This is a genomic window from Aequorivita todarodis (assembly GCF_028561335.1).
Taxonomy (GTDB): Bacteria; Bacteroidota; Bacteroidia; order Flavobacteriales; family Flavobacteriaceae; genus Aequorivita; species Aequorivita todarodis.
Map to the genome: position 1 here is coordinate 109,963 of NZ_JAQQTG010000019.1, position 26,714 is coordinate 136,676.

The window sequence follows — 26,714 nt, forward strand, 5'->3', positions numbered from 1 at the left end:
GCGACTGCGCAACAAGTGCGCAGGGACAGTTTAATTTGCTATAGCAAATTAAACTGCTCAAAATGGTGATTTAAATGCTTGCGCTCTAATAAATACCACTCATATCGGTTCATTTCCCCAAAAACCAGATTGTTCAATTTGGCATCCGGATTTTCCTTGAAATAGTTTTTATACGCTTCCCTTTCCTCGATAAATTTCTCCTTAGCCGTTGCCAGATCCGGATGTTTCAATGTATCCAAAGTATCTTTTTCCAATTGTGGAAAATTTGTATTCCGAGGAAATTTGTCATAGTTATAAAGACTCGCATGGACTTTTTCCAAAATCTTTTCGGGTGTTGCAACCTCAAAATCCTGAATTTTTCCCGAAGCTATTTTATAGGTGTACTCCAAATGCTCCAACATATGCTGTGGCGTCATGATGCCCCATTTTGGCTTGGTTTCCTCAGTTAATTTATTTAGACATTCCTGGATTTTTTCGTCGGTCATTTCCACAAAAGTCTCTTGCTTTTTTTGAACCATGGTGAGAATTGTTGCAACGGCAACCAATTCATCTTCGGTATCAAAAACCTCGACAAACCATTTTACAATTCCACTTGGATGTTCTGCGGAAGCGACATCTCGATCTACCTTTTGTTTGCAGGTTAATCGTACATAAACAGTGTCGTTGTGATAAAGTGGGCGTAAAAATCGACAGTCTTCCAAACCGTAATTTGCAGCTACTGGACCTTTGTTCGGATAAACGAATAATCCTGCCGCAGCCGCGATAATGAAGTAACCGTGGGCGGTTCGCTTTTCAAAAATACTGCCGTCCAGCGAAGTAATATCTGTATGTGCATAAAAATGGTCCCACGTAAGATTGGCGAAATTGATTATATCGGTATCGGTAAGCGTGCGATTATGCGTTTTTAACGACATTCCCGGCTCGATGTCTTCCCAATGGTATTTAAATGGATGCTGTTCCGCCTCTTTATATTTTGCATTCGCTTGATAAATTCCTGTGATTTCCGTTAAAGTTGTCGGTGAACCTTGAATGGCTGTTCGCTGCATATAATGTTTTATTCCGCGCATTCCGCCCATTTCCTCACCTCCGCCGGCGCGGCCCGGACCGCCGTGGACCAAACTTGGCAATGGCGAACCGTGACCCGTACTTTCCTTGGCGCTTTCGCGGTTTAGCACCAAAATTCTTCCGTGGTGCGAAGCGGCGTTGATAACATATTCTTTGGCAATTTTATCGTCATTCGTAGCAATGGAAGATACCAACGAACCTTTCCCCATTTGTGCCAACGTGATGGCTTCGTCTAAATTTTTGTAGGGCATAATGGTACTCACCGGACCGAAAGCTTCGGTTTCGTGCACGGCCAAATTTTTGAACGGATGGTCTTCGCGAAGTAAGATTGGAGCCAAGAATGCACCTTTTTTGGCATTGGCGCCGATTACTTCAATCTTGTCCAAATCGCCATAAACGATACTTGCGGTTTTTGACAATTCCTGAACGCGTTCCCTTACCTCCTTCACTTGATCCAAGCTCACCAAGGCGCCCATTCGCACTTCCTTTAAACGGGGATCGCCGATGGTTACTTTGGAAAGGGCCTTCCCGAGTGCAATCTGCACGTCCTCCACCAAATCCTGGGGCACGATAATACGACGGATGGCGGTACATTTTTGGCCACATTTTACGGTCATTTCATTTCGCACTTCCTTGATAAAAAGGTCAAATTCAGCTGTTCCGGGAACCGCATCTTCGCCCAAAACGGAGGCGTTTAAACTATCGGCTTCCATAGTAAAAGGTACGGCTTCGTCTATAATTCTCTTGTGCGCCTTCAGCATCCGACCTGTAGTTGCCGAACCGGTAAAAGTAACCACATCTTGGGATTCCACGCTATCGAGAATAGTTCTGGCCGAACCTGTAATCAATTGTAAAGCACCTTCGGGCAGAATTTTTGAAGCGATAATTTCACGAACTACGGCTTCAGTTAAAAACGAAGTGTTTGTTGCTGGTTTAACAACGGCAGGAACACCCGCCATCCAGTTCACAGCACATTTCTCCAACATTCCCCAAACGGGAAAATTGAATGCGTTTATATGAATTGCCACCCCGCGCTTCGGCACCATAATGTGATGTGCCATAAAACGGCCACCGCGCGACAAATCGATAGGTTCGCCCTCAACGTGATAGGATTGGTTTGGGAATAATTTTCTGAGGGAAGCATTGGCAAAAAGATTTCCGAAACCACCTTCAATATCTATCCAACTATCCACTTTTGTCGCACCCGTTCGGTAACTGATTTCATAAAAATCGGCTTTCTTTTTTACTAGATGAAGCGCCAGGGATTTCAGCATATTGCCGCGTTCCTGAAAGGTCATTTTCCGAAGAACCTCGCCTCCTTTGGTTCTTCCGTAATGGAGAATTTCACTGAAATCGAGGCCTTCGGTATCTGAAAGGGCCACTACTTCGCCGGTTATGGCATCGTGCATGGGCACGCCTTCTCCGTTTCCGGTAATCCATTGTCCTGTTACGTAATTATGTAGTTTTTTCATTGATTATCAATATTTTATAATTTTATCAAGCCCCTCTTTTACAATTTGAAAATCAGACATTGAAATCGCACCCATTTTTTTCAAAAATCGCTCTTTTGACAAGGAACGAATGTGAATTGTCATAACTTCCGATGTTTTTGATAATCCATTGCTAGCTGATGGCTTTAAAATTAAATTACCGTGATAGTTTTTTAGTTTCGATGTTAAAGGACAAGCTATAATCGTATTCAGGTTATTATTTGCCAAATTTCCTGAAATTATTAGAGCTGGACGGCGCCCACTTTGTTCACTCCCTAAAACTGGATCAAAATAAACATCCCAAATTTCTGCCTGCTTCATTCTTTGTCTAAATCTTCAAGTTGTTTAAAGTAATCTGCCATGCCTTCTTCAGCCATTGCAAGCATATCAGGATCATTAGCCATTTTTTTATAAGATTTTAGAAAAGCAGCACGATCTAACTGCTCCAGATAAATTTCAAGTGCTTTTTCAATTATCTTATTCTTTGGCAGTTGAAGATCTTTCGCTGCCTGGGATAGCTGCTCTAAGATATGGTCTGGTAATGATGATGTGAATGTTGCCATTTTATATTTATTTTGTGTAAATATAATTAATATTGGGATTTAAACCTATAGGGAAGGTATATTTCAACTAATATAAAAAAATTAACACTCCAACAAGCTGAGCGCAGCTTGCGAAACAGAGATTGGATTGAAAAACCACATTCCAAATTTCTTTCTTCTTCATTTTTTATCATACTCTTTAAGCATTTCGAAATAATCCGCCATTCCTTCCTCTGCTATATTCATTACCTCTTCATCCTGTGAAGCCCGCCGAAATGTCTTGGCATACCTTGCCTTCTTAAGTTCTCGCAGATATAAGGTTAATGCCTTTTCAATTAATCTGTTTTTTGGAACCTTAAGATCCTTTGCTTCCTTTGCAAGTGCTTCAAGAAGCTCGTCCGGTAAACTTGATGTGAATGTTGCCATTTTATATTTATTATTTGTAAATATACACAGAAAAGTGAAATCGAAATCGAAAATTAAATTGAAGTTGAAAAGGGACGTAAGACTTAAGGGAACCAGGAACCACGACCGAATAAAGTTGAAATGGAAAGGGGAACCTGTCCTCCTACTACTGCGGGTAAACCGAAGGAGAAATCAAAAATCCGCAATCGTTCATAAGATTCCCGCCTACGCGGGAATTCTTTCAATAATCGCTGCATAGCCCTGGCCAACGCCCACGCACATGGTAATTAAAGCGTATTTTTTATTTTGAAGTTGAAGTTCCAAAGCTGCGGAATAAGCGATTCGCGTCCCGGTAACCCCGAGCGGATGGCCAATTGCGATTGAACCGCCGTTTGGGTTGATCCGCGGGTCGTCATCTTTCAAACCCCATTCGCGGATGCACGCTAACGCTTGTGAAGCGAAGGCTTCGTTCAATTCAATCACGTCCATATCTTCCATTTTCAAACCTGCTTTTTCCAAAGCTTTATTTGAAGCCGCAACGGGACCGATACCCATAATTCTTGGTTCAACTCCTACTACTGCTGAACTTACTATTCGAGCAATTGGTTTCAAGTTATATTTTTTTACGGCATCTTCGGAAGCAATTATGGTTGCTGCCGCGCCGTCATTCAATCCCGAGGAATTTCCCGCCGTAACACTTCCATCTTTTTTGAAAGCTGGGCGGAGTTTTGCCAAAACTTCTTTTGTAGTTTCGGGACGAATGAATTCATCATCTTTAAAAATAATGGGGTCCTTCTTTCGCTGCGGAATTTCCACAGGAACTATTTCTTTTGAAAGCCTTCCATTTTGTTGGGCTTTTGCAGCTTTCATCTGTGAACGGTACGCAAACGCATCTTGGTCTTCCCTCGAAATATTATGTTTTTCAACTAAATTTTCGGCCGTATTTCCCATTCCATCGGTGCCGTACATTTCAGCCATTTTGGGGTTTACAAAACGCCAACCAAAACTGGAATCGTACATTTTTGCGTCCGTTCCAAACGCTTTTGAAGGTTTAGCAACAACGTATGGCCCACGCGTCATATTTTCAACACCGCCTGCAATGAACAAATCGCCATCGCCTGCTTTAATCGCACGGTTAGCGTGGATTATAGCCGAAAGTCCGCTGCTGCAAAGTCGGTTTACGGTTTCGCCGGGAACGGTTACAGGCAGACCCGCCAAAAGTGAGGCCATCCGAGCTACATTCCGATTATCTTCCCCAGCTTGATTTGCGCAGCCCAAGATTACATCATCGTACGCTTCTTTGGGGATGTTTGGGTTTCTTTTTACTATTTCAGCAATTACTAATGCCGCCAAATCGTCTGTCCGCACAGCGCTTAGCGTTCCTTGATAACTTCCTATTGGAGTTCTTATTCCGTCAATTATGTATGTGTTTTTCATCTTATAGTATAATTAATTCCGAGGAAAACATCCCCCTAACCCCCTTCAAAGGGGGAATAAATTCGTATTCAATTAAATTTTTCGGTAATTGATGTTAATTCAATATTTCCGAAAAGGTATCGCCCTGACGTATATCGCCCGTTTTATAGCCTTTCATAAACCATTTCATTCGTTGCTCGGAAGTGCCGTGGGTAAAACTATCTGGCACCACATCGCCTTGGGTTCGCTTTTGAATTGCGTCGTCGCCCACTGCGTTTGCAGCACTCAGTGCCTCTTCTATATCGCCTTCTTCCAAATATTCTTGGTTATAATGTGCCCAAAGCCCCGCGTAAAAATCGGCCTGCAACTCCAAAGCCACCGATAATCTGTTGGCTTCACTCCTATTTTGGCGTTGCAATTGGGTTACTTTTTGTGAAGTTCGGAGCAAAGTTTGAACGTGATGCCCTATCTCGTGGGCGGTTACGTAAGCAATGGCGAAATCTCCGCCCTTGGCACCAAATCGGGTTTTCAATTCATCAAAAAACGCCAAGTCCATATATACTTTTTGATCGGCAGGGCAATAAAATGGACCCGAGGCGGAGCTTGCATTTCCGCAGCCGGTGCTTACGGCATCTGTGAATAGCACCATCGCGGGCTCTTTGTAATCGCCAATATTATTTTGGGCAAAAATTTGGTTCCACACATCTTCGGTGTCCGCCAAAACGGTAGCCATAAACTTGCCCATTTCCTTTTCTTGGGCGGTAAGTTCGCGTTGCTCGGTTTGCTGAACTGTTTGACTGTTTCCTAATTGTTCAACGATAGGTGCGAGTTGTTGCCCGGTTTCGCCACCGAAAAAATTTAGAGCAAGAACGATTATTGTTACTACAATTCCGCCACCTGCGGCCAGTTTGCCTTTGCTCATCCCGCGACGGTCGTCCAGGTTACCGCTTTGTCTTCTGCCTTTCCATTTCATAATTTTAATGTGTTAATTAGTTGATATTGTATTTGAAATTATTCCCAGTCTTTACTGGTTCGATACACAACGCCCTTAAAAAGAGCTACCAGCTCATCGCCACGCTTTACTTCAACAATATTGAACCCCAATTTGTTTCCTACTTTTTCAATTACGGATTCCGCGGTTAAATAATCCCCCTCGTTCAACGCTTCAATGTGATTGATTGAAGTTTCAATAGAAACCGCATACTTTCCGTGGGTATTTGCCGCAAAGCCGAATGCGGTATCCGCCAAACTATAACTTATCCCGCCGTGAGCTTTGTTCATACTGTTAAGCATCTCTTTGCGAACGGTCATTGCTACCTTGCACCTTCCTTTTTCAACTTCCAATATTTCGATGCCGAGCCATTGGCTGAACGCGTCTTGACTGAGCATTTTATATGGAATTTCATTAGGTGGTAGGTGGTGGGTGGTGGGTGGTAGATTTGCCATGGTAATTATTTTTCAATTCTTTTCCAGATAATTGCCCTTAAGGAACTGATCATTTTGGTCAATTCTGTCAATAATCTTCTATTTTCCTCATTCTCATCTTTTCCAATATAATTTCTTAAAAACGCTTTGGAACTACAAGAAACGCATTCGTGTGCGCTATGCCAAGCATTTCCCAAATAATTATAAAATTGTCTATCTGTTCCTCCAGAACCTTCAGCAATATTTAATGCTATTGAATCCGAAGCTCTCTTGAATTGTGAGGTGAGTTCATATCTTTCATCTTTTGGAAATTTTTTAACCTGCTTATTGATAATTTCTCCAAAAATCATCGCCTTTTGATAAATGGAAAGTTCCTCAAATTTAAAATGATAATCAGATTCCATAACATTAGCTTTTTTCCTACAACCTACGGCCTACTACCTACCACCTTTTTAATAAAATTTAATATTTCCCTGGCTCATCCGTCTCAACAACGGCGAACAACGATACCTGTCCTCGTGATATTCATCGTAAAGCTCGTCCATTTTTTTTACACACCAATCGATTCCCTTTTCATCGGCCCACGCCAATAAGCCTTTCGGATAGTTTACGCCTTTTGTCATTGCGTTGTCGATATCCTCTGCGGAAGCAATGTTCCAAAACAGGGCGTCTGCGGCCTCGTTTATTAGCATTACGAGGATTCGATTAAAAATTTGCTCTGCCTTTTCGGAATCAAAATCGCCTTCCACTGCCCTCGGGCTGACATCGTCTGAATAATTATAATACCCTTTTCCGCTCTTTCTTCCCAAATAACCCGCTTCTGCAAAACGTTTTTGGGTGAAGGAAGGTTTGTAGCGCGGATCGTAATAAAATGCTTCAAAAACAGTTTCGGTGACGGTATAATTTACGTCGTTTCCGATAAAATCCATAAGTTCAAATGGACCCATTCTAAAACCGCCAATTTCTTTCATTGCGGTGTCAATTTCAGCAAATGAGGCGATTCCCTCTTCATAAATGCGAAGTGCCTCGCCGTAAAAAGGACGGGCTACGCGGTTCACAATGAACCCAGGGGTATCTTTTGCGACCGCAACGGTTTTTCCCCAATCGGTAATTGTTTTTACTGAAATCTTTAAGGTTTCTTCGGAAGTTTGGACGGCTGGGATAACCTCAACCAATTTCATCAAAGGTGCTGGATTGAAAAAGTGAATCCCGATGCAACGTTCCGGTTTCTGAAGGGAGGAAGCAATGGAAGCAATCGATAACGAAGAGGTATTTGAGGCAATGATGCAATCGTCGCTCACAAATTTTTCAAGGGTCGAAAACACATTCTTTTTAATGTCGAGATTTTCAACTATCGCTTCGATGGTCAAGTCGGAATCCTTTAATTCTTTTAGGGAATTGACGTATTTTATATTGTTTTGGATGCGCTGTTTTTCTTCGGAATTGATTTTTCCCTTTTCAACCAAACGGTCCATTATTTTTTCGAGATCGGCTTTGGCTTTTTCCAAAGCTTCCGTTTTGGTATCGTACAATTTTACTGAGCAACCTGCCGTGGCGGCTACTTGTGCTATGCCGCTTCCCATCGTTCCTCCGCCAATTATTCCAACTTTTTTGATCATTTTATTTATTTCATATATAAAACCCCTCGTCCCGATAACTATCGGGAGCGCTCAGGGTGACAATTTACATTCCTTTAAAATTCGGTTTCCGTTTGTTTACAAACGCATCAACACCTTCTGCATAATCTTCGCTTTGGGCCGATTCTATTTGAAGTTTGCTTTCCAGATTGAGTTGTTCTTCCAACGAATTCTGCATCGAATTATTCAGCAATCGCTTTGTCAATCCCAATGCCTTGGTGGGCATGTTTGCCAAAATGGAGGCGATGTTGTTGACCTCTTCCATAAAATTTTCAGGAGCAACTACTTTGTAAACCATGCCCAGTTTTTCGGCTTCCATTGCAGAAATTTTATCGCCCAGCATCATTAAAGCCGATGCTTTTTGGAACCCAATCAACCGCGGCAAAAAGAAAGTCCCCGCGCTATCGGGCACCAACCCGATTTTACTGAAAGCCTGAATAAAACTGGCATTTTCCGAAGCAACGACCACATCGCAGGCCAGGGCGATATTAGCGCCTGCTCCCGCCGCAACGCCATTTATAGCGCCGATGATCGGTTTTTCAATATTTCGAATTCGGGATATAATAGGATTGTAGTGTTCCTCAAGAATTTTTTTGAACCCGGGGTTTAATTCCGGGGAAGTGACTTCCTTTAAATCCTGTCCGGCGCAAAATGCCTTGCCACTTCCGGTAATTACAATTGCCCGAATGTCCGGATTTTTTTCGCAGGAATCCAATTCGTCTTGTAACAACAACGCCATTTCGCGATTGAAACTGTTGAAAACCTCTGGGCGGTTCAGCGTTAGCGTTGCTATTTTGTTTTCTATTTGGGTGGTTATTGATTTATTCATATTTCAACTCTCAGATTCCCGCCTTCGCGGGAATTTATTTTAAACATTTAAAGTAATCAAACGGTTCGTGGCAATCATCGCATTTAAAAAGCGCTTTGCAGGCCGTGGAGCCGAATTGACTGACCAGATGTGTGTTTGTGCTTCCGCATTGCGGGCATTTTACCATTTTCTTCCCGCCGAGTAAAACGTCTTTATCGTGCGATTCTGAAAGGGGGCGGGCAATGCCGTATTCCTCCATTTTTTGAAGTCCCTCTTCTGTAATCCAATCAGTGCTCCAAGCTGGTGATAGCACCAATTCAACTTCCGCTTTTTTTCCTATTTCTGAAAAGGCAGCTTTTAAATCGTCGGCAATTACGTCCATTGCCGGGCAACCGGAATAGGTTGGCGTGAGCTTTATTTTTACTACGCCATTTACTTCAATTGCTTCACGAATAACCCCAAGCGCCAAAACCGAAAGTACAGGAATTTCCGGGTCTGAAACAGATGATAATGTTTCAATTAAATGACTTTCGATATTTAAATTTTCAATGTTCAATTTTCAATGTTCAATGTTCAAATATTTTTTGTTTTTGCAGTTTTTATACTTTTAGCGAAAATCGCAACCAATTCCTCACATTCTTTTAAACTAACCTGAGCCTGCTCAATATCTTTTAAAATTTCGGCACCAATTTGAATTTTCAAATTTACCCTTGACTCTTTTAACTCTTTAAGAACAATACCCATTTTATGAATAAAATCCTTAGCAGACTCCGCTCCTTGCACTTCGCCATAATTTAAAGCGGCTCCAGTTGCAGACCTTATTAATTGCTTTGATAAATGCTCTAAAGCATAATTATATTCAACTTTAGTAAATAACTTTATACAAATAATTGAAAAACCTATAAGTCTATCTTCTAAATCAAATGTTCTTTCCATAACTGTTTTTGTATTGAGCATTGAAAATTGAACATTGAAAATTGAGCATTGACTACCAAGTCATATTCGGATAGGTACGCTGCATATATTGCAACTCTGCCAAAATATAGCCCATATGCTCCGTGTGGACGCCTTCTTTTCCACCTTTAGTAAAATATTTGTTTTCGGGAACTGTCAAGGTTGCTTCTTTTAAAACTTCGGAAACCTCTTCGTAATATTTTTCCTTGAAATTTGATACATCGATGCCACTTCCTTCTTTTGCCATTTCTTTTTCAGCCTCGGTCATAAAGAAAAGTTCGTCAGTAAAACGCCAGAGGTCATTGATTGCTTCCTGCATTTTTGCGTTACTTTCCTCAGTGCCGTCGCCCAAGCGTTTTACCCAATCGGAAGAAAATCGTTTGTGGTAACTTACTTCCTTAATTCCTTTTTTGGCAATGGCGGCCAGCGTTTCATCGGGACTATTTTGTAACTTCTCCATCAACATAAAATGGTAAACATCGAAGAGAAACTGACGGCCAATGACGTAGCCGAAATGTGTGTTTGGCTGTTCTACCAACAGACAGTTTTTGTATTCCCTTTCAATTCTCAGGAAGGCAATATCATCTTCAGTTTTATCTTCTTCGGAAATCTTTGCGGCATATTGGTAATAGCTTCGGGTCTGGCCCAGCAGATCCAAGGCAATATTGGTGAGGGCGATATCCGTTTCCAAATTTGGGCCGTGGCCGCAGAGCTCGCCCAAGCGCTGGGCTAGGATTAGGGAGTTGTCGGCTATTGTGAGTATATAGTTAAAAATAAAGGAATTAGGCATTAGGGATTAGGGATTAGGGATTAGTGGTTTCGTTCTTGAATTTTTTTTCTAAGCGATGAAAGCATTTTTGTTAATTCAGAGAGGTACATTCTGTTTTCTTCGTCTTCTTTCTGAGAAATGTAGTTTCTTCTTTTGGCTTTTGTACTACAAGAGACACATTCATTACAACTATAAATTGAATAGTTAATATGTTTGATAAACTGCGCATCACTTCCTGGATATCCTTCTGAAATATTGAGCGCAATTGAATCGGCAGCCCTTCTAAACTGTGAAGAAAGTGCGTATAATTCGTGATTGGGAAATTTCATTACTAAAGTATTTATAATCTCTCCGAAATCCATAGCTTTTTGATAGACTTGTAAACCTTCAAATTTAAAATGATAGTTACTTTTCATACTATTTCCTAATGCCAAATCCCTAATGCCTCAATTACATATGCTTCACCTCATCCGGCAAATCATAAAAGGTGGGGTGGCGATATATTTTGTCCTGTGCGGGTTCAAATAGTTCGCCGTTATGTTCTGGATTGGAAGCCGTAATGTACTTGCTTTCCACTACCCAAATGCTTACGCCCTCATTTCTTCTTGTATAAACGTCGCGGGCATTTTCCAGTGCCATTTCAGCATCGGCGGCATGGAGGCTTCCGAAGTGGCGGTGCTCCAATCCGTTTTTACTTCTTACGAATATTTCCCAAAGGGGCCAGTTTTTCTTTTCAGACATGAGATATTAGATTTTAGTATTAAGACTTAAGACCGCTTCGCTTTAAGACTTAGGATGTAAGACTATAAATAAATTGTCCTACGTCTTACATCCTAAAGTCTTACGTCTTTTTTCAACTTGCTTTCGCTACTTTCTTATTTGCGTTCTTTTCCGCATAAGCCATTGCTGCATCGCGCACCCATTCACCATTGTTCCAGGCGTTTACACGGGCGCTCATCCGTTCTTTGTTGCACGGACCGTGGCCTTTTACCACTTGCCAAAATTCATCCCAATCAATTTCGCCGAAATCGTAATGGCCAGTCTTTTCATTCCATTTTAAATCAGGGTCGGGAACCGTAATGCCCAAAATATCGGCTTGTGGCACGGTCTGGTCTATAAACTGCTGGCGCAATTCGTCATTGGTTTTTCTTTTCAGTTTCCATTTCATGGATTGCTCGGTATGCGTGGACTGGTCGTCTGTAGGCCCGAACATCATCAAGCTTGGCCACCACCAACGGTTAAGCGCATCCTGTGCCATTGCTTTTTGTTCTTCCGTTCCGCGGCAAAGTGTCAACATAATTTCATAACCTTGACGCTGGTGAAAACTTTCTTCCTTGCAAACACGCACCATCGCTCTTGCATACGGACCAAAGGAGGTATTGCAGAGCGGCACTTGGTTTATTATGGCTGCGCCGTCAACCAACCAGCCAATGGCGCCCATATCGGCCCAAGTAATGGCGGGATAGTTGAAAATGGACGAATATTTTGCCTTTCCGCTGTGAAGTTGCTCGTAAAGTTCATCCCGTGAAATTCCAAGGGTTTCGCAGGCGGAATACAGATAGAGTCCGTGTCCGGCCTCATCCTGCACTTTTGCCAACAAAGCCGCTTTTCTACGCAGCGAAGGCGCACGGGTAATCCAGTTGCCCTCGGGCAGCATCCCAACAATCTCGGAATGGGCGTGCTGGCTTATCTGCCGAATGTGGGTCTGACGGTATTTCTCCGGCATCCAGTCTTTCGGCTCTATCTTCTCGTCGCGCGCGATGCGGGCTTCGAAAATTTCCTCTAAATTTTTTACTTCTTTTTCACTCATAAAATATATTTTAAGACTAAGAGAACATCCCCTAGCCCCCTTCAAAGGGGGAATTAAACATCAAAATCCACCTTTATTTTTTCCGAAGTGGGAACGGCCTGGCAACTCAATATATAATTCTGTTCCACTTCCTTTTCTTCCAAGGCATAGTTTACTTTCATCTCTACATTGCCCTCCAAAATCTGGCACTTGCACGTACTGCAAACCCCACCTTTGCAGGCGAAGGGCAAATCGGCACCCGCGGCCAGAGCGGCATCGAGAATATTGTCAAAATCCTGGGTCATCGTGAACTGGAATTCCTTGCCCCGGTCTATAATGGTTACTTCCACTCCTTCCACTTTCTGTTGCGCCAAACGCTCCATGCGCTTGATATCTTCCTCGGAAAGACCTGTAACGAAGAGCTCATAATGTATCAATTCCTTTGGCAGTCCTGCCTTTACCAGGTAATCGCTTACATAGCGCACCATCTGTTCGGGGCCGCACAGGAAAACCTCGCTGGTATCGGGTATGTCAATAAACGTTTTGGTGAGCACCTTCATTTTGTCATCGTCAAAACGGCCGTTGAAAAGTTCGATATCGCGGCGTTCCTTTGTAAGGAAATAATAGATTTCCAATCTGCCGAAATACTTGTTTCTAAGCTGCTCCAATTCTTCCTTAAAGATAATGGATTTTGCGGTCTTATTCACATAAAACAGCTTGCAAGTGGAGTTGGGCTCAAGCGCCAAATGTGTTTTTATCATTGAAATGATGGGCGTAATCCCGCTTCCGGCAGCAAAGAACAAATAATTCTTGGCCTTCTCGGGATTCGTGTCAACGCCAAAGGTACCGCTTGGGGCCATAACCTCCAGGGTATCGCCGGGTTTTAGCCTGTTTTCCACCAACGCGGAAAATTTTCCCTCGGGAATAGCCTTTACCGCTACCTGCCACTCGTTGTCCAAAGGGCTGGAGCATAGGCTGTAGGTGCGCCTTAGGTCGTTCCCGTTTTCCATAATTCGAAAAATTAGGTGTTGCCCTTGCCGGAACTTGTATTGGTCCCGAAGGTCTTCAGGCATATCCAAAGTAATCACCGTACAATCGGAAGTTTCCTTATAAATATCCTTAATTTTTATTTTGTTGAATTGTGCCACGTATATAGATTGATTAACAAAACTAAGATTTTTAGTTGAAGCTGCAATTTACAAAACAAGACCCAATTACCCCTTCCGTCTTTTAAAATCTAAAAAAGATTTTAAATTCCACCTTCCCCTGAAAAAGGAGAAGGAACGCTGTTTTTATTATTAAAAGACATTACTTTTGAAGTGTTATGGAACAAAACATTGAAACCAACGAACTGCTGGACCGGTTGCCGCCACATTTGAAACAGTACATAAAACCGCAAAACTATGAGCAATACACGCCCATAAACCAAGCGGTGTGGCGTTATGTAATGCGAAAAAACGTAGATTATCTGGCAAAGGTTGCCCACGAAAGTTATGTGGATGGTCTCAAAAAAACGGGGATTTCCATAAATGAAATTCCTTCTATGTACGGAATGAACCGTATTTTAAAGGAAATTGGCTGGGCTGCCGTCGCGGTTGACGGGTTTATTCCGCCGAATGCCTTTATGGAATTTCAAGCGTATAAAGTGCTGGTTATTGCAAGCGACATCCGCCAGCTTGAAAACATAGAATACACCCCAGCGCCCGATATTATTCACGAAGGCGCGGGCCACGCCCCCATTATTGCAAGTCCCGATTACGCGGAATATCTGCGCCGTTTTGGGGAAGTGGGCGCAAAAGCAATTTCCAGCGCACACGATATAGATATGTATGAAGCCGTTCGCGAGCTTTCCATTTTAAAGGAAAGCCCACCCCCCAGCCCCCTCCCGAAGGGAGGGGGAGTTTTAACTCCTCAACAACAGAAATATTTACAAAAAATTGAAGCAGCCGAAGCCCGGGTAGAGAAACTTCAAAATAAAAAAGTGAAACCTTCTGAAATTTCCCTGATTCGAAATCTGCATTGGTGGACCGTGGAGTACGGCTTGGTCGGGACGGTTGAAAATCCGAAGATTTACGGGGCCGGACTGCTTTCCTCCATTGGCGAAAGTGTTTGGTGTATGAAAGAGGAAGTGAAAAAAATCCCCTACTCCATTGATGCGGCTTATCAAGATTTCGACATTACAAAACCGCAACCGCAACTGTATGTAACGCCAGATTTTGCTTATTTGCAGGAAGTTTTGGAGGAATTTGCAAATACTATGGCCGTTCGGAAAGGCGGTTGGCGAGGTTTGAAAAAACTCATAAAATCGAAACAGCTCGGCACTATTGAAATAAGCACGGGACTTCAAATTAGCGGTCATTTCTCAAGAATGATAAAAAACGAGGATAACGAAGTGGTCTATTTTGAAACTGAAGGTGAAACTGCACTTTCCTACCGTGAAAAAGAAGTAATTGGCCACGGAGTGAGCCGCCATAAAAATGGGTTCCGATCGCCTTTGGGGAAATTGAAAGGAATCAATCTCGCTATAGAAAATATGGGGCCGCGCGATTTGCAGGCTTATAATTTTTACGACGGAAAACCGATTTCGTTTGAATTTGAAAGCGGAATAACCGTTGCAGGCCTGAACGTCACCGGAATACGAAACCTTCGCGGGGAATTGATGCTTATCCAGTTTACGGACTGTACCGTAAAATATAAAAACGAAGTGTTGTTTTCCCCAGAAATGGGCGATTTTGATATGGCCGTGGGTAAGGAAATTGTTTCAGCCTTTGCGGGAGCGGCAGATTATCATTCGTTTGATTTGGTAACGCACACTGCTACCAGCGAAACCATCCGGCCCCAATTATCTGAAAAAGAAAAAGAATTAAATTCTCTTTACAAAGAGGTTCGGGAAATTCGGGAAATACATCCCTCCCCCAACCCCTCCCTTCAAAGGGAGGGGAGCAATAGCCCTCTGCCTTCGGCATCTTTCCCAAAAGGGGAGGAAATCAGGCTAATTTTTGAAAAATTGAAGGGAAACCATCCAACCGATTGGCTGCTGCCACTGGAAATTTATGAATTGGTCGCAGCCACCGATTCAGCTTTTTCAAAAGAAGTATTGGGTTATCTTTTAAATTTGAAAAAAGAGCGACCAAAAGTTGCGCATTTGATTGACGGCGGATTGGAACTTATCGATAAAGCGGAGATAACCATTCAAGCGGATGCGGAATAAATCGGCATCGACAAAATTAATTAAAAAGTTACCCGATTTCTCGGGCAGTAAACATGGGACTATTTGATTTTTTATTCGGAAACAAAACAAAGAAAATACAGGATTTTAAAAGCCGCGGCGCCATAATTGTAGATGTTCGCAGCAGAAGTGAATATGAAAGCGGGGCGATTCCGGGCTCTAAAAATATTCCGCTTCAGAATATTTCGTCAAAAATTGGCGAAATAAAAATATGGAATAAACCCGTAATTGCCTGTTGCGCCAGTGGAATGCGCAGCGCCAGCGCGGCTGGAATTTTAAAAAGCAACGGCATAGAAGCGATGAATGGCGGCGGTTGGTTTAGTTTGAGCAAGAAATTATAAGCCCACCCCGACCCTCCCGAAGGGAGGGAGAAAATTTGTTTTTTTAAAGTGTTGAATTTCAGTTTTTTGTAGTTTTACAGTTCCTAATCATAAAACTGAAATTATGTATCATTACAAAGCAAAAATTATTGATGTTTACGACGGCGATACCGTTACGGCCGTTGTGGATCTGGGCTTTCTTCATTTCCAGGAAATGAAACTTCGCCTTTATGGTATTAATACACCCGAAATTCGCGGGGATGAAAGGGAAAAAGGCATTGCCGCCAGGGACATTTTACGCGAAATGGTGCTTGACAAAGAAGTGCAAATTCGCTCTTATAAAGACAAACAAGGAAAGTACGGCCGTTATTTGGCAAACATTATGCTTGGCGATCTAGACGTAAATGTTTGGCTTGTTGACAATGGTTATGCTGAAGAATATATGTTATAGCTCAAGTCTCTCCAATTCCGCTTCGTTTTCAACTACTTTGGAATTGTATTTCAACGTCCACCCCATCGAGTTGGTGAGAATATAGATTTTCTGAAGTTCGGAAACTAACCTGTTTTCGGCATTCGTGCGCAATTCCGAAGCTTCAATTTTCTTTTTGAGTGATTTTTCAACCCGGCTTTTTATTTTGTTGTAATCAGATGCGGTGAATTGGTTCAAATAATCTTGAGTAACATCATAATACTGGATGTTTGGATTTATCGAAAGCTCCGGTTCGGGAATATTTGTAATGGTTACCGTCTTTGTAGTTTCATCAATATCAGTTTTCACTTTACTTAAATCGTAGGCGATAGTTGCTTTCGCATTAACCACAATCAATGCCCTTTTCCGTGCGTCGAATAAGCCGTACATCAAATCCTTACTGTCGCTATAACTAAAAACCTGCGCATAGCTGCCTTCGGTAACAATCAATTTGCCCACGTTTTTCAGTTCTTTTTGAATGAGGGCGGTGTTGGCTTCAAGTATTTCGCGGTTTTCCTTTTTGTTTTCGCAATACCGCAGGCCGAAGACGATTACAAAGGCAATTACAATTCCGAGGAAGATATTTCTCATAAAAAAGATTTAAGACCGCTGCGCTATAAGACTTAAGACATAAGATGCCTTGCTTTGCAGAAATTCGTATCAAAAATAAAGATTCTTTTACAATGATTGGAGGATTTTCAAAAAGACATATGGGTTATGTTTTAATTGGTGGCGTGGGGGTTAGATCTAAAAATTATTTTGATGGGAAGGTAAAAAGTAATATTGCAATATTACATTTCCTTACCGTTATTACTGATATTACAGCCGTTTCTTCTAAAAAGAATTTTACTGAAAATAGGTGCGAATTGTTTTCAACTACAAATCATATTTTATCACAAACATCACAATGCGGGGCATCACGAAATACTGCGAAGTGGTGTTGAATTGGTCCGTAAAACTATCGTTGTTGATAGATTCGGTATCGAGAATGTTTGTGGCCCGCACCGAAAATTCCCAAGGACTTTCGCCGTTTTGGTAATAAAGATTTGCGTTAAAGAAAGAGTAGCTGTTCTCTATCGTTTTGGCCTCGTTGGTATAATTGTAATAATCCCACTCCCCAAAGAGATTGAAGTTTTTCAAAAACCGAATATTCACGTTGGCATACGGGCGATTTGTAAAAAATATCTGGGTGGAACCGCCGTTGTCGTAATCGTTTTTCATAAAGCGATAGCCCACCTCAAAATTTGGAAAGCTTTTGAAATTGCTTAAAACACTGGCGTTGTAATTCTGCGTAAAACTTTCACTCGCGCGGATTTCCCCGTTAATGATATTGTTGGTCTTGCTCAGAAAAACGGCTGCATCCAGCTTGAACTGTACTTTTTTGATTGTTTTGCTGAACCGTCCCACGGCTGAAAACGTTTCATCTGGAAAATTGCTGTCAAAATTAACAGCTCTGCTCACCTGGCTAATGCCCACCAAATCCGTATCGGTCTTGATGGCATCGATGCGTCGGGTATAGCTCAAATTTCCGCCAATGTTGGTGTAGTTGAAAAGATTAAAACTGAAATAGGTTAAATTATAACTGTGCGAAAGCGAATTTTCCAGCTCCCGATTTCCGCGGAAAAGACGGTTGTAATTATTGAAAACATAGGCTTCGGCATAATTGTTCACATCGCTATACTCTGAAGTGATTGCATAGTTAAAACGCAAATTTTCACTTTTCTTCAATTCCAAAACCACGTTTACGTCGGGCAGAACCCTCCAATCGTTTTGGGTGGAAGTGGCGCCCAATTGCTCGTTTTTCAGATTGTAATTGTGAAGCGTAACGCCCGGATTAAAGATGAATTTCCCACTTTTCAGTTTATAGTGAAGCCCGAAAAAAGCATCGGTAAATGTGTAGGTAACATCATTGTTGAAATCGTCCTCGGTGAAATCATTTTGGCCTCCGTTGTCCAAAATCTGAAATATACCGGAATTGAAATTTTGGCTGCTGAAGGTAGTTCCAAGGGTGAAATTCAAATTGCTCACATTGTTGAGAACATAGTAATAATCAACCTTTGCATCCAACTTGTTACTTTTCACGGTTTTATTTTGGTTGATGTTATATCGGTCCGATTGCTCCAAAGGGTCAAACGTATCGGCATCGCTATTGAAGGGATCCATTTCATCTATCTCGGTGAAAACGCCGCGAAAAGGAACATCGTCCTGCACCGCTTGGTAAAACGGATCTTCGTTCTGATATAAATGCTGGACTTCCACGGCAAAAATATTATTGTCGTTTAAAGTATAGTAAGCGTTCGCCGTTTGATTTATGGAGAATGGCTTGTTTTCCTTCACTTCGGAAATGTCGTTTTGATTGCCTCCAACTATTGAAATGGTGGCATCGTCCTCCGTTTGCTTTGAAGTTTTGATAAGCGCGTCGTAATCCAGCTGAAAATTTACATTCGGTTTATAGGTACTGCTCAATTTCAGCATTGCCAATTGGTTGCGCTGGTCGTTATTAGTGCTGGTGTTTTCAGTGATTCCCTCTTCAATAAACTGCCGAATGGAATTGTTTACGATGTTCGTTTTATTATCGCTCAAAATTCCAAAACCACTTATATCGAGTTTGTCATTCACCGCATAACTGAAATTTCCGGCTATAAATTTTGCGTCAATACTTTTTGCGCGGTCGTTCTGTGAAACCGCAAAGCCGAGGTCGCTATCGCTAATCCTAAAACTGGTGCCTCCGCCCTTATTGAAATTTTTAAACCCGCCCGTAAAGTTGAAATAATCGCGAAATGTAAAAGGCACTTCGCCAATATTGTTGAAATCTGTTATCACGTTTATACTGTACTTAGGGCTGTAATAGAAAAGTTTTGGGTGTGCCAAATACCTGCCGTTTTCTTCGCCGTATTCATCCGCAATTCCCGCACCTGCCGTAACTTCCCCGAACCAGAAATTCTTCTTTCCTTCCTTAAGTTTTATGTTTATGGCCACGTTGTCGCGGTCGTTTCCGAGGCCGCGCATTTGGTCCACTTCGTTATAATTTCGAAGCACTTCTACTTTATCCACGGCATCTGCGGGAATGTTTTTGGTTGCTAATTTGCTGTCGCCGTCAAAGAAATCCTTGCCTTCCACCATTACTTTTGAAACGGTCTTTCCCTCCACCTGTATTTCGCCTTCATCGTTTACCTCAACGCCGGGAAGCTTTTTCATCACGTCGCCCAGCTTTCTTTCGTCGCCATTTGTGAAACTGTCTGCGTTGTAAACTATGGTATCGCCTTTTACGGTTACGGGCATTTCATACACAATTTCCACATCGTCCAATTGGTTTTCCTGCGGATTTAAGATGAAATCCAAATCGATATTTTCGGCGTCGGAGGGGACATTTACGGTTTGCTCCTTGGTTTCGTAACCCAGAAAACTTGCTCGCAAAATGTAGGTATTTCCTTTGGGAAGGTCTAATTGATACCGGCCTTGGTGATTGGTAATTCCATAGGATTCCGTGGCGCCGGAGGATTTTATGGATGCGATAACATTGGCAAATTCCAGCGGATTACCGATGCTGTCCTTGATGGTTCCTTTTACCTTTATGCTTTGGGCGGAAAGGGAAAACGTGAAGAGAAAGCTTATGGCAAATATTATTTTATTCATTAAATATTTTATAGATTTTTAGATGGATTAGGCTTTTTAACCACAGACCCGCCTGCCGGCAGGCAGGGAACACGAAGCATTTCACAGAGGGCACAGAGAAATTTACATTTTATTATTGGTAAAGGTTTCGTCAACACTTACACTTTGCGTCTTTGCGCCTTTGCGTGAAAATTTTCGCTCGCAAAGTCGCAAAGACGCAAAGGTTTAATTTTTAGCCACCAAATCCGCCACCGCGACGGCCATTGCCGCCCCTATTCTGAAAATTCTCCCGAAGCTCTTCCGTTTTTTCCTTTACGATTTTTACGTATTCCTCGCGGGTTACTTTTTTTCCCTTCGTTGGCGGCTCAATTTTTTCGGAATCTTTCGGGTTCATCACTATTTTGGAACATAAAAGCGTGGTTCTGTAAACGTTCAATTCCAAAATAAGTCCGGGTAAACCTGCGTACTCCCCGGGTCCATTGCTCACGGGTATTTGCGGCGTAAACCAGGCCGTTACCTCAATTTCCTCTGGAATTTCAATCATATCCATCGGGTCTTGGGGTTGGGCGGTATCCTTTTTGGTTTCGGCGTTTTCTTTTTCGTCCTTCTTTTTTGGGCGCGCCATGCTGTAATCGTTCGGGTCCACCTTTTTGATTGCCGTGGCCTTGAAAGCGATATATTGTCCAATGGGCTTGGATTCCTTGGTTATTTGCCAATCCAAGGTTTTGATGGAATCTGTCACCAAAAACTGCTTTCCGAAGAACTCATTTTCCTCAATTATCTGTCCCGTTTTCAGGTTTTTGTACTGTGCGCCGGGCGTGTAGCTGCTCATCATCATCTTAAAACCGGGATTCATCGGGGCGGCATCCAGCTTTTCCTGTTCATTATAAATGGATTCGTCTTTGTTGAAAGTAAGAATGTAGGTTTTCTCCAAGGCACTCTTCATCATTTGGGCGACGGTTTTCTTCATCTCCTCGCTCATTTCACGGCCCCCGCCAAGGGCGTCCATATCAACCGTGGTCTTGGATTCGTAAAAGGCTTGGCCGCTTATATTTTGGGCGTTAATGCTAAATGAAAAAAATAATAGGAATATTAGGGTATATCGTATCATAAATAATATTTTGATGGTAAATGTAAAAGTAAAACACTTTGACCAAAATGTTTAAAAATAGTTTAATTTGTTTGAACAAATAGCGTTCTTAACACTAAGACGTCCCAGTTTATAATCTGTTACATTATTTTTCGTTCAAATAAAACCTTCATTTTGTAACTTGCCAACTTTATGAAACAGCTTTTCCTCTTTTTATTGCTTGTTTGCCACCTTGGCATTGCCCAAAGCGTCACGCTTGAAAGTAAAGTTCCTTTTGTTGCCGATAGATTTATAGGTTTTGATAATTACAAAAACAGTTATTTCATAAAAGACCGTGTAATCCACAAACAGGGCCCCGATGGTAATTTTCTCTTTAACGATCTGCAATTGGGGCGGATCACTTCCGTAGATATCATCAACCCGCTGAAAGTTATCGTATTTTTTCAGGATACGAATACGGTGGTGATGCTGGACAACAAACTGAACGAGATTGAACGCATCAACTTTAACAACCTCCCGCAATTTTTGAACGTAAGTACCGCCACCAATGCCGGCGGCAACAGTCTTTGGCTTTTTAATGTGGACACGCAACAGTTGGAAATGTATAATTACGGCTCAAAATTGCAGACCGTGGTTTCGCAGCCCTTCCCGGGGAAATTGCTCTCGCAGGCCAGTAATTTCAATTATTGCTTCACTTTGACCGAAAAGAAATTGCGCGCCTTTAATATTTACGGAAGTATTCTGAATGAGGCACCTTCGGAAGGCTACGAAAAAATCATTCAGCAGAACGAAAACTTGGTCGCTCTAAAGGAAAATTCGCTTTATTACCTTCCGGATTTTGCAAGAAGAAACACGGAAATGGACCATACCACCGTGCAGCTGAAGTTGCCCGAAATAACCATTAAAGACTTGCAGCTTACAAATGATTTCCTGTATATTTATGACGGCGAAATTTTGCACAAATTTAAACTAACCACCCCAAAGAAAGAATAGCTATGCACGTTGCAATTGCAGGAAACATAGGTTCCGGAAAAACCACCCTTACCCGTTTATTGGCAAAACATTACAAATGGCAGGCCCATTATGAAGATGTGGAGGACAACCCCTATTTGGACGATTTCTACAACCAAATGGAGCGTTGGTCCTTTAACCTTCAAATCTACTTTTTGAACAGCCGCTTTCGCCAGATTCTCGAAATTCGCGAAAAGGGAAAGAACGTAATCCAGGATAGGACCATTTACGAAGATGCCTACATTTTTGCGCCAAACCTGCACGCTATGGGCTTGATGACCAACCGCGATTTTGAAAACTACCGCTCGCTTTTCGATTTAATGGAAAGCGTTACCGAAGGTCCCGATCTACTTATCTATTTGCGCAGCAGCATTCCAAATTTGGTGAACCAGATACACAAGCGCGGCCGCGATTATGAAAATTCCATCAGCATTGACTACCTAAGCCGTTTGAACGAAAGGTACGAAGCGTGGATCCACGGTTACGACAAGGGCAACCTCATTATTTTTGACGTGGACAATATAAATTTTGTGGACGATCCCGAGCATTTGGGCCAGGTTATCAATAAAATAGACGCGGAACTGCATGGGTTGTTTTAAAATCCCCTAACCCCCAAAGGGGGAATTGAAAACCTTCACAAAAACTCAATATAGATACCGAATTGATTTTGAACGTTTCGTTATTTTCAATAACACATCTTCTAAAAATGCCAACCCTCGGGCCATAACCAAATCATTAAGAGGCCCGCAGCTATTGAAAGAAACATTGCCGCTCCCAACCATTTTGTCAGTTGGCGGTTTCCCAATACGGAAGCAATAATAACCTTAAACACCATATTCGAGATTACTGCCGTCATAATCAGTTTCCATCCGAGGGAGACTTCGACCCCACTTTTTATGTGTTGCGACAAAGAAAGCGTAATAGCATCTTTGTTTGCCAAGCCGCCGATAATGGAAACAATGTACAAACCGCTGTCGCCAAATTTTTCTTGTGTAAAAGCGACTGCCAATAAAATCAATCCATAAAGAATTCCAAAAAACAAAGCGCTATTGAACTGCGCAGGGTTTTTGGGTTCGGGCATTTCAGAGGCATTCTTTTCTTTGTTAATCGTGTAAAAAAGGCCTACGGAAAGCAATGCCATAAAAATAAAAAGGACGACAAAGGGAAGGATTATTTGGGGAAGTTTTTCAGGAATCACCACTCCTACTTCTATTAGCACGCGAACCAATGACACGGTTACGGCCACCAAAATTACAAATGCCGAAATTTTTCCCGCAAACTTACTGTCCTTCGCCTTTCGGGCATAACTCACGGTTGTTGCAGTGCTGCTGATGATCCCGCCCAGGATTCCGTTGGAAATCATCCCCGCTTTTTTTCCGAGCCATTTGTAAATGAAATATCCAAGAATACTGATTCCCACGATTAAAGTTACCATCAGCCAGATGTTCCGTGGGTTAAGCACATCAAAAGGCCCATAGGTCTTATCGGGAAGAAGCGGCAGGATTACCAAAGAAATTCCCACAAAGGTCATAATTGCCGCGAGGTCCTTTTGCTTTAGGTTTTCAATAAAATTATGGAGGGTTTCCTTTATATAAAGTAGAATAGCCAACATTCCCCCAACGATTACGCCGATAAGCTGGTTTCCCAAAACCAGATAGGAACCTATGGCGAACATCAGCAAAATGGCTACTTCTGTGGTTTGCCCCACATTTGGATTGTCATCCCTTTTCGCTTTGATGCTATTTGCCGTAACCATTAAAGCGGTAACAGCAAGTCCAAAAACCGGAAGTATAAACGGATTTTCGAAATCGCGGGTAAGAAATCCCGCAAAGACCCCCAAGATGGCTACAAGCGTAAAGGTACGTACGCCCGCCATTTCGTGATCGCTCTTCTCGCTCTGCAACCCAACCAATAGCCCAAGCCCAAAGGCAATGCCCAATGTAATTAGATCTGGATAATCCATAGCAAAGCTAAGATAGGAAAAATTCAGTACTCAGTACTCAGTACTCAGTCTCAGTGTTCAGTGTTCAGTGTTCAGTATGCGAAATAAAAAACCTGCAAAGTTTTGGAAACCTTGCAGGTTGGAATTTTGTCCCGATAGTTATCGGGATTGTAATTTGGAATTTCCCCCGTTATTCCTTATCCTTTATTTTTATTTTCATTCCATCCACATCCTTCAGTTGCGCACGGACTTCTTCCTCGGTTCCAGTGAAAGTTTTGGTTTCGGTGGTCTCAACGCCGTCAACGGTTCTTGTGATGGTTACGTTTGCAGTTACCTGATCGTTGGTATCGTTTTTCAACATTTCAACCATTGTTTCGGTTTTGTTGTTTAAATCTTCGCCTTCTTCAATGGTGCTTCCGGTTTCAAGATATTGAACTTGTTTTTCGGTCAAGATAGTTTTGTTTCCTTCGGCATCAATAAAGTAAACCTCTTCTGAAGAAGTTGCAGGTGTCATAGCGCCAGTCGTATGGCCTCCAAGGATCGGTGCGATTACAAGCCCGATCAAACAGGTAAGTTTAATCAAAATGTTCATAGAAGGCCCCGAAGTATCCTTGAAAGGATCACCCACGGTATCACCGGTTACGGCTGCTTTGTGGGCATCGCTTCCTTTGTAGGTCATTTCGCCGTTGATCATTACCCCGGCCTCAAAAGATTTTTTGGCGTTATCCCAAGCCCCGCCTGCGTTGTTTTGGAAAATAGCCCAAAGCACCCCACTCACGGTAACCCCGGCCATATAACCACCCAACATTTCGGCGATTGCCATATTGTCCATTCCGAAAATCATTGGAACGAACGCAATAACCAATGGAAAACCAATAGTCATAATACCCGGCAACAACATTTCCCTTAAAGAAGCTTTTGTTGAAATTGCCACACATTTGTCGTATTCTGGTTTCCCAGTTCCTTCCATAATTCCTGGAATTTCACGGAACTGACGTCTTACTTCATTTACCATTTGCATGGCTGCTTTACCAACGGCGTTCATCGCCAAGGCAGAGAAAACTACTGGAATCATTCCACCAACAAAAAGCATCGCCAAAACCGGCGCTTTAAAGATGTTTATTCCATCAATTCCCGTAAAGGTTACATACGCTGCAAAAAGTGCCAACGAAGTCAATGCAGCGGAAGCAATGGCAAAACCTTTACCGGTTGCTGCAGTTGTATTACCTACAGAATCCAAAATATCGGTACGCTCACGTACAATTGGCTCTTGCTCGCTCATTTCGGCAATTCCACCCGCGTTATCGCTAATAGGGCCAAAAGCGTCAATGGCAAGCTGCATAGCCGTTGTAGCCATCATCGCAGAAGCTGCAAGCGCAACCCCATAAAAACCTGCAAAAGCGTAAGATGCCCAAATAGCACCTGCAAAAAGCAATACGGAAGGGAAGGTAGAAATCATCCCTGTTGCCAAACCGGCAATAATGTTGGTACCAGCACCCGTTGATGATTGTTGTACTATTTTAAGAATTGGTTTTTTACCCAAACCTGTATAATATTCAGTTACCGATGAAATGGTGGCTCCTACCACAAGACCTACTAAAGTAGCATAGAACACACGCATCGAACTAATTTGGATTGGCTCAACCAAACCGAAGAAACGCATTTGCATCGTTTCTGGCAGCATATAGTTACAAAGTACAAAGCAAGAAATTGCAACTAAAATAATTGAGGTCCAGTTACCAACGTTTAAGGCTCCCATCACCTGTGCTTCTTTCGCATCGTTACTTTTTATCTTTACCAACATAGTACCAATAACCGAAATGATAATTCCTGCTCCGGCAATAGCCATAGGCAACAAAATAGGGCCAATACCGCCAAAAGCATCGTCAATGGCACCACCCATATCTTTTATCACGTAGTTTCCTAATACCATTGCGGCAAGTACCGTTGCAACATAACTACCAAACAAATCGGCACCCATCCCAGCAACGTCACCAACGTTATCGCCAACGTTATCGGCGATAGTTGCAGGGTTACGAGGATCGTCTTCCGGGATTCCAGCTTCAACTTTACCAACAAGGTCGGCGCCAACATCGGCAGCTTTTGTGTAAATTCCACCGCCAACACGTGCGAAAAGTGCGATAGATTCAGCCCCTAAGCTAAATCCGGCCAATGTTTCCAGCACGATTGTCATCAATTCCTGTGGTGCCCTGGTTACACCATCAACCGTTGTTGGTTCCCAAACCCCGTTCATAAAAATGTGGAAGAAAACGATAAAGAACAAAGTAAGGCCCAAAACCGCAAGACCCGCAACACCTAAGCCCATAACCGTACCGCCGCCAAACGATATTTTTAAGGCCTGGGGCAGACTGGTACGCGCTGCTTGGGTGGTACGAACGTTCGTTTTGGTTGCTATTTTCATTCCCATATTACCTGCAAGGGCAGAGAATATAGCACCGAATATAAAGGCTACTACTATTAATATATGTGTTGTTGGAACAACGAAGGATACAACTGCCAAAGCAATACTAACGATAACAACAAATACGGCAAGTAATCTGTATTCAGCGTTAAGAAAGGCCAAAGCTCCTTCGTATATGTGGTCGCTTATTTCTTTCATTTTACCATCGCCCGGGTTTTGTTTCAATACCCACGAACGTTTAACGGCCATAAAGATTAAGCCTAATACCGCCATTGCGATTGGCGCGTAAATCATCATTGATTCCATAATTTTTTTA

The 26,714-nt window shown here is 42.4% G+C and carries 27 protein-coding genes; 5 read left to right on the top strand and 22 right to left on the bottom strand.

What is annotated here, in order from left to right:
• Positions 1-38 precede the first annotated feature (38 nt).
• The 17 genes from paaZ to POV26_RS08705 all read right to left on the bottom strand — a co-directional run bounded on the left by paaZ (position 39) and on the right by POV26_RS08705 (position 13,448).
• The gene (paaZ, locus tag POV26_RS08625; RefSeq protein ID WP_272856070.1) at positions 39-2,537 is read right to left on the bottom strand and encodes a phenylacetic acid degradation bifunctional protein PaaZ; all 2,499 of its coding nucleotides are present in this window, start codon (positions 2,535-2,537) and stop codon (positions 39-41) included.
• A 6-nt stretch (positions 2,538-2,543) separates the two neighbouring features.
• A complete protein-coding gene (locus POV26_RS08630; protein ID WP_272856071.1) occupies positions 2,544-2,876 on the bottom strand; it encodes a type II toxin-antitoxin system PemK/MazF family toxin in 333 nt (110 codons plus the stop codon).
• A complete protein-coding gene (locus tag POV26_RS08635; protein WP_272856072.1) occupies positions 2,873-3,118 on the bottom strand; it encodes a ribbon-helix-helix domain-containing protein in 246 nt (81 codons plus the stop codon). The genes POV26_RS08630 and POV26_RS08635 overlap by 4 nt, the downstream gene beginning before the upstream one ends.
• A gap of 159 nt (positions 3,119-3,277) precedes the next feature.
• The gene (locus POV26_RS08640) at positions 3,278-3,523 is read right to left on the bottom strand and encodes a ribbon-helix-helix domain-containing protein (RefSeq protein WP_272856073.1); all 246 of its coding nucleotides are present in this window, start codon (positions 3,521-3,523) and stop codon (positions 3,278-3,280) included.
• Positions 3,524-3,727: 204 nt separating this feature from the next.
• Positions 3,728-4,939: a 3-oxoadipyl-CoA thiolase gene (pcaF, locus tag POV26_RS08645; RefSeq protein WP_272856074.1), complete on the bottom strand. Its 1,212-nt coding sequence runs from the start codon at positions 4,937-4,939 to the stop codon at positions 3,728-3,730.
• Between the two features lie 94 nt (positions 4,940-5,033).
• Positions 5,034-5,891, bottom strand: a complete 858-nt coding sequence (gene ypfJ / locus POV26_RS08650; protein ID WP_272856075.1) for a KPN_02809 family neutral zinc metallopeptidase — start codon at positions 5,889-5,891, stop codon at positions 5,034-5,036.
• A gap of 38 nt (positions 5,892-5,929) precedes the next feature.
• Positions 5,930-6,364 carry a PaaI family thioesterase gene (locus tag POV26_RS08655; protein ID WP_272856076.1) on the bottom strand — a complete coding sequence of 145 codons (435 nt, stop codon included), beginning with the start codon at positions 6,362-6,364 and terminating at the stop codon, positions 5,930-5,932.
• A 5-nt stretch (positions 6,365-6,369) separates the two neighbouring features.
• The gene (locus POV26_RS08660; protein WP_272856077.1) at positions 6,370-6,747 is read right to left on the bottom strand and encodes a four helix bundle protein; all 378 of its coding nucleotides are present in this window, start codon (positions 6,745-6,747) and stop codon (positions 6,370-6,372) included.
• A gap of 48 nt (positions 6,748-6,795) precedes the next feature.
• Positions 6,796-7,962, bottom strand: a complete 1,167-nt coding sequence (locus tag POV26_RS08665; RefSeq protein WP_272856078.1) for a 3-hydroxyacyl-CoA dehydrogenase NAD-binding domain-containing protein — start codon at positions 7,960-7,962, stop codon at positions 6,796-6,798.
• 64 nt (positions 7,963-8,026) lie between these two features.
• Positions 8,027-8,809, bottom strand: a complete 783-nt coding sequence (locus POV26_RS08670; protein WP_272856079.1) for an enoyl-CoA hydratase-related protein — start codon at positions 8,807-8,809, stop codon at positions 8,027-8,029.
• A gap of 34 nt (positions 8,810-8,843) precedes the next feature.
• The gene (gene paaD, locus POV26_RS08675) at positions 8,844-9,344 is read right to left on the bottom strand and encodes a 1,2-phenylacetyl-CoA epoxidase subunit PaaD (RefSeq protein ID WP_272856080.1); all 501 of its coding nucleotides are present in this window, start codon (positions 9,342-9,344) and stop codon (positions 8,844-8,846) included.
• A 17-nt stretch (positions 9,345-9,361) separates the two neighbouring features.
• Positions 9,362-9,724, bottom strand: a complete 363-nt coding sequence (locus tag POV26_RS08680) for a four helix bundle protein (RefSeq protein ID WP_272856081.1) — start codon at positions 9,722-9,724, stop codon at positions 9,362-9,364.
• A gap of 52 nt (positions 9,725-9,776) precedes the next feature.
• Positions 9,777-10,532, bottom strand: coding sequence for a 1,2-phenylacetyl-CoA epoxidase subunit PaaC (paaC, locus tag POV26_RS08685; protein WP_272856082.1), 756 nt, complete (start codon positions 10,530-10,532; stop codon positions 9,777-9,779).
• Between the two features lie 20 nt (positions 10,533-10,552).
• A complete protein-coding gene (locus tag POV26_RS08690; protein WP_272856083.1) occupies positions 10,553-10,927 on the bottom strand; it encodes a four helix bundle protein in 375 nt (124 codons plus the stop codon).
• A gap of 34 nt (positions 10,928-10,961) precedes the next feature.
• Positions 10,962-11,252, bottom strand: coding sequence for a 1,2-phenylacetyl-CoA epoxidase subunit PaaB (paaB, locus tag POV26_RS08695; protein WP_272856084.1), 291 nt, complete (start codon positions 11,250-11,252; stop codon positions 10,962-10,964).
• Between the two features lie 112 nt (positions 11,253-11,364).
• Positions 11,365-12,321, bottom strand: coding sequence for a 1,2-phenylacetyl-CoA epoxidase subunit PaaA (gene paaA, locus POV26_RS08700; protein WP_272856085.1), 957 nt, complete (start codon positions 12,319-12,321; stop codon positions 11,365-11,367).
• A gap of 53 nt (positions 12,322-12,374) precedes the next feature.
• The gene (locus POV26_RS08705) at positions 12,375-13,448 is read right to left on the bottom strand and encodes a 2Fe-2S iron-sulfur cluster-binding protein (RefSeq protein ID WP_272856086.1); all 1,074 of its coding nucleotides are present in this window, start codon (positions 13,446-13,448) and stop codon (positions 12,375-12,377) included.
• Positions 13,449-13,624: 176 nt separating this feature from the next.
• Here POV26_RS08705 and POV26_RS08710 point away from each other — a divergent pair, with 176 nt between their 5' ends.
• The 3 genes from POV26_RS08710 to POV26_RS08720 all read left to right on the top strand — a co-directional run bounded on the left by POV26_RS08710 (position 13,625) and on the right by POV26_RS08720 (position 16,300).
• Complete coding sequence (locus POV26_RS08710; protein WP_272856087.1) at positions 13,625-15,511, top strand: aromatic amino acid hydroxylase; 1,887 nt, start codon at positions 13,625-13,627, stop codon at positions 15,509-15,511.
• A gap of 53 nt (positions 15,512-15,564) precedes the next feature.
• Positions 15,565-15,870: a rhodanese-like domain-containing protein gene (locus POV26_RS08715; RefSeq protein WP_272856088.1), complete on the top strand. Its 306-nt coding sequence runs from the start codon at positions 15,565-15,567 to the stop codon at positions 15,868-15,870.
• A gap of 103 nt (positions 15,871-15,973) precedes the next feature.
• Positions 15,974-16,300: a thermonuclease family protein gene (locus POV26_RS08720; protein ID WP_272856089.1), complete on the top strand. Its 327-nt coding sequence runs from the start codon at positions 15,974-15,976 to the stop codon at positions 16,298-16,300.
• On the opposite strand, the gene POV26_RS08725 is transcribed toward POV26_RS08720, so the two are convergent.
• From POV26_RS08725 to POV26_RS08735, 3 genes are all read right to left on the bottom strand, one after another.
• A complete protein-coding gene (locus POV26_RS08725) occupies positions 16,295-16,909 on the bottom strand; it encodes a DUF4230 domain-containing protein (protein ID WP_272856090.1) in 615 nt (204 codons plus the stop codon). The genes POV26_RS08720 and POV26_RS08725 overlap by 6 nt on opposite strands.
• A 285-nt stretch (positions 16,910-17,194) precedes the next feature.
• The gene (locus POV26_RS08730) at positions 17,195-19,954 is read right to left on the bottom strand and encodes a TonB-dependent receptor (RefSeq protein ID WP_272856091.1); all 2,760 of its coding nucleotides are present in this window, start codon (positions 19,952-19,954) and stop codon (positions 17,195-17,197) included.
• A gap of 211 nt (positions 19,955-20,165) precedes the next feature.
• Positions 20,166-21,044, bottom strand: coding sequence for a GLPGLI family protein (locus POV26_RS08735; protein ID WP_272856092.1), 879 nt, complete (start codon positions 21,042-21,044; stop codon positions 20,166-20,168).
• A 171-nt stretch (positions 21,045-21,215) separates the two neighbouring features.
• Between POV26_RS08735 and POV26_RS08740 the strand changes: the two genes are divergently transcribed.
• Positions 21,216-22,016: a hypothetical protein gene (locus POV26_RS08740; protein WP_272856093.1), complete on the top strand. Its 801-nt coding sequence runs from the start codon at positions 21,216-21,218 to the stop codon at positions 22,014-22,016.
• 2 nt (positions 22,017-22,018) lie between these two features.
• Positions 22,019-22,633, top strand: coding sequence for a deoxynucleoside kinase (locus POV26_RS08745; protein WP_045079133.1), 615 nt, complete (start codon positions 22,019-22,021; stop codon positions 22,631-22,633).
• Positions 22,634-22,734: 101 nt separating this feature from the next.
• Here the strand turns inward: POV26_RS08745 and POV26_RS08750 are convergent, their stop codons facing one another.
• Both POV26_RS08750 and POV26_RS08755 read right to left on the bottom strand, forming a co-directional pair.
• Positions 22,735-23,997 carry an MgtC/SapB family protein gene (locus tag POV26_RS08750; protein ID WP_272856094.1) on the bottom strand — a complete coding sequence of 421 codons (1,263 nt, stop codon included), beginning with the start codon at positions 23,995-23,997 and terminating at the stop codon, positions 22,735-22,737.
• Between the two features lie 169 nt (positions 23,998-24,166).
• On the bottom strand, positions 24,167-26,704 hold the full coding sequence (locus POV26_RS08755) for a sodium-translocating pyrophosphatase (protein ID WP_272856095.1): 2,538 nt from the start codon (positions 26,702-26,704) through the stop codon (positions 24,167-24,169).
• Between the last annotated feature and the right edge of the window lie 10 nt (positions 26,705-26,714).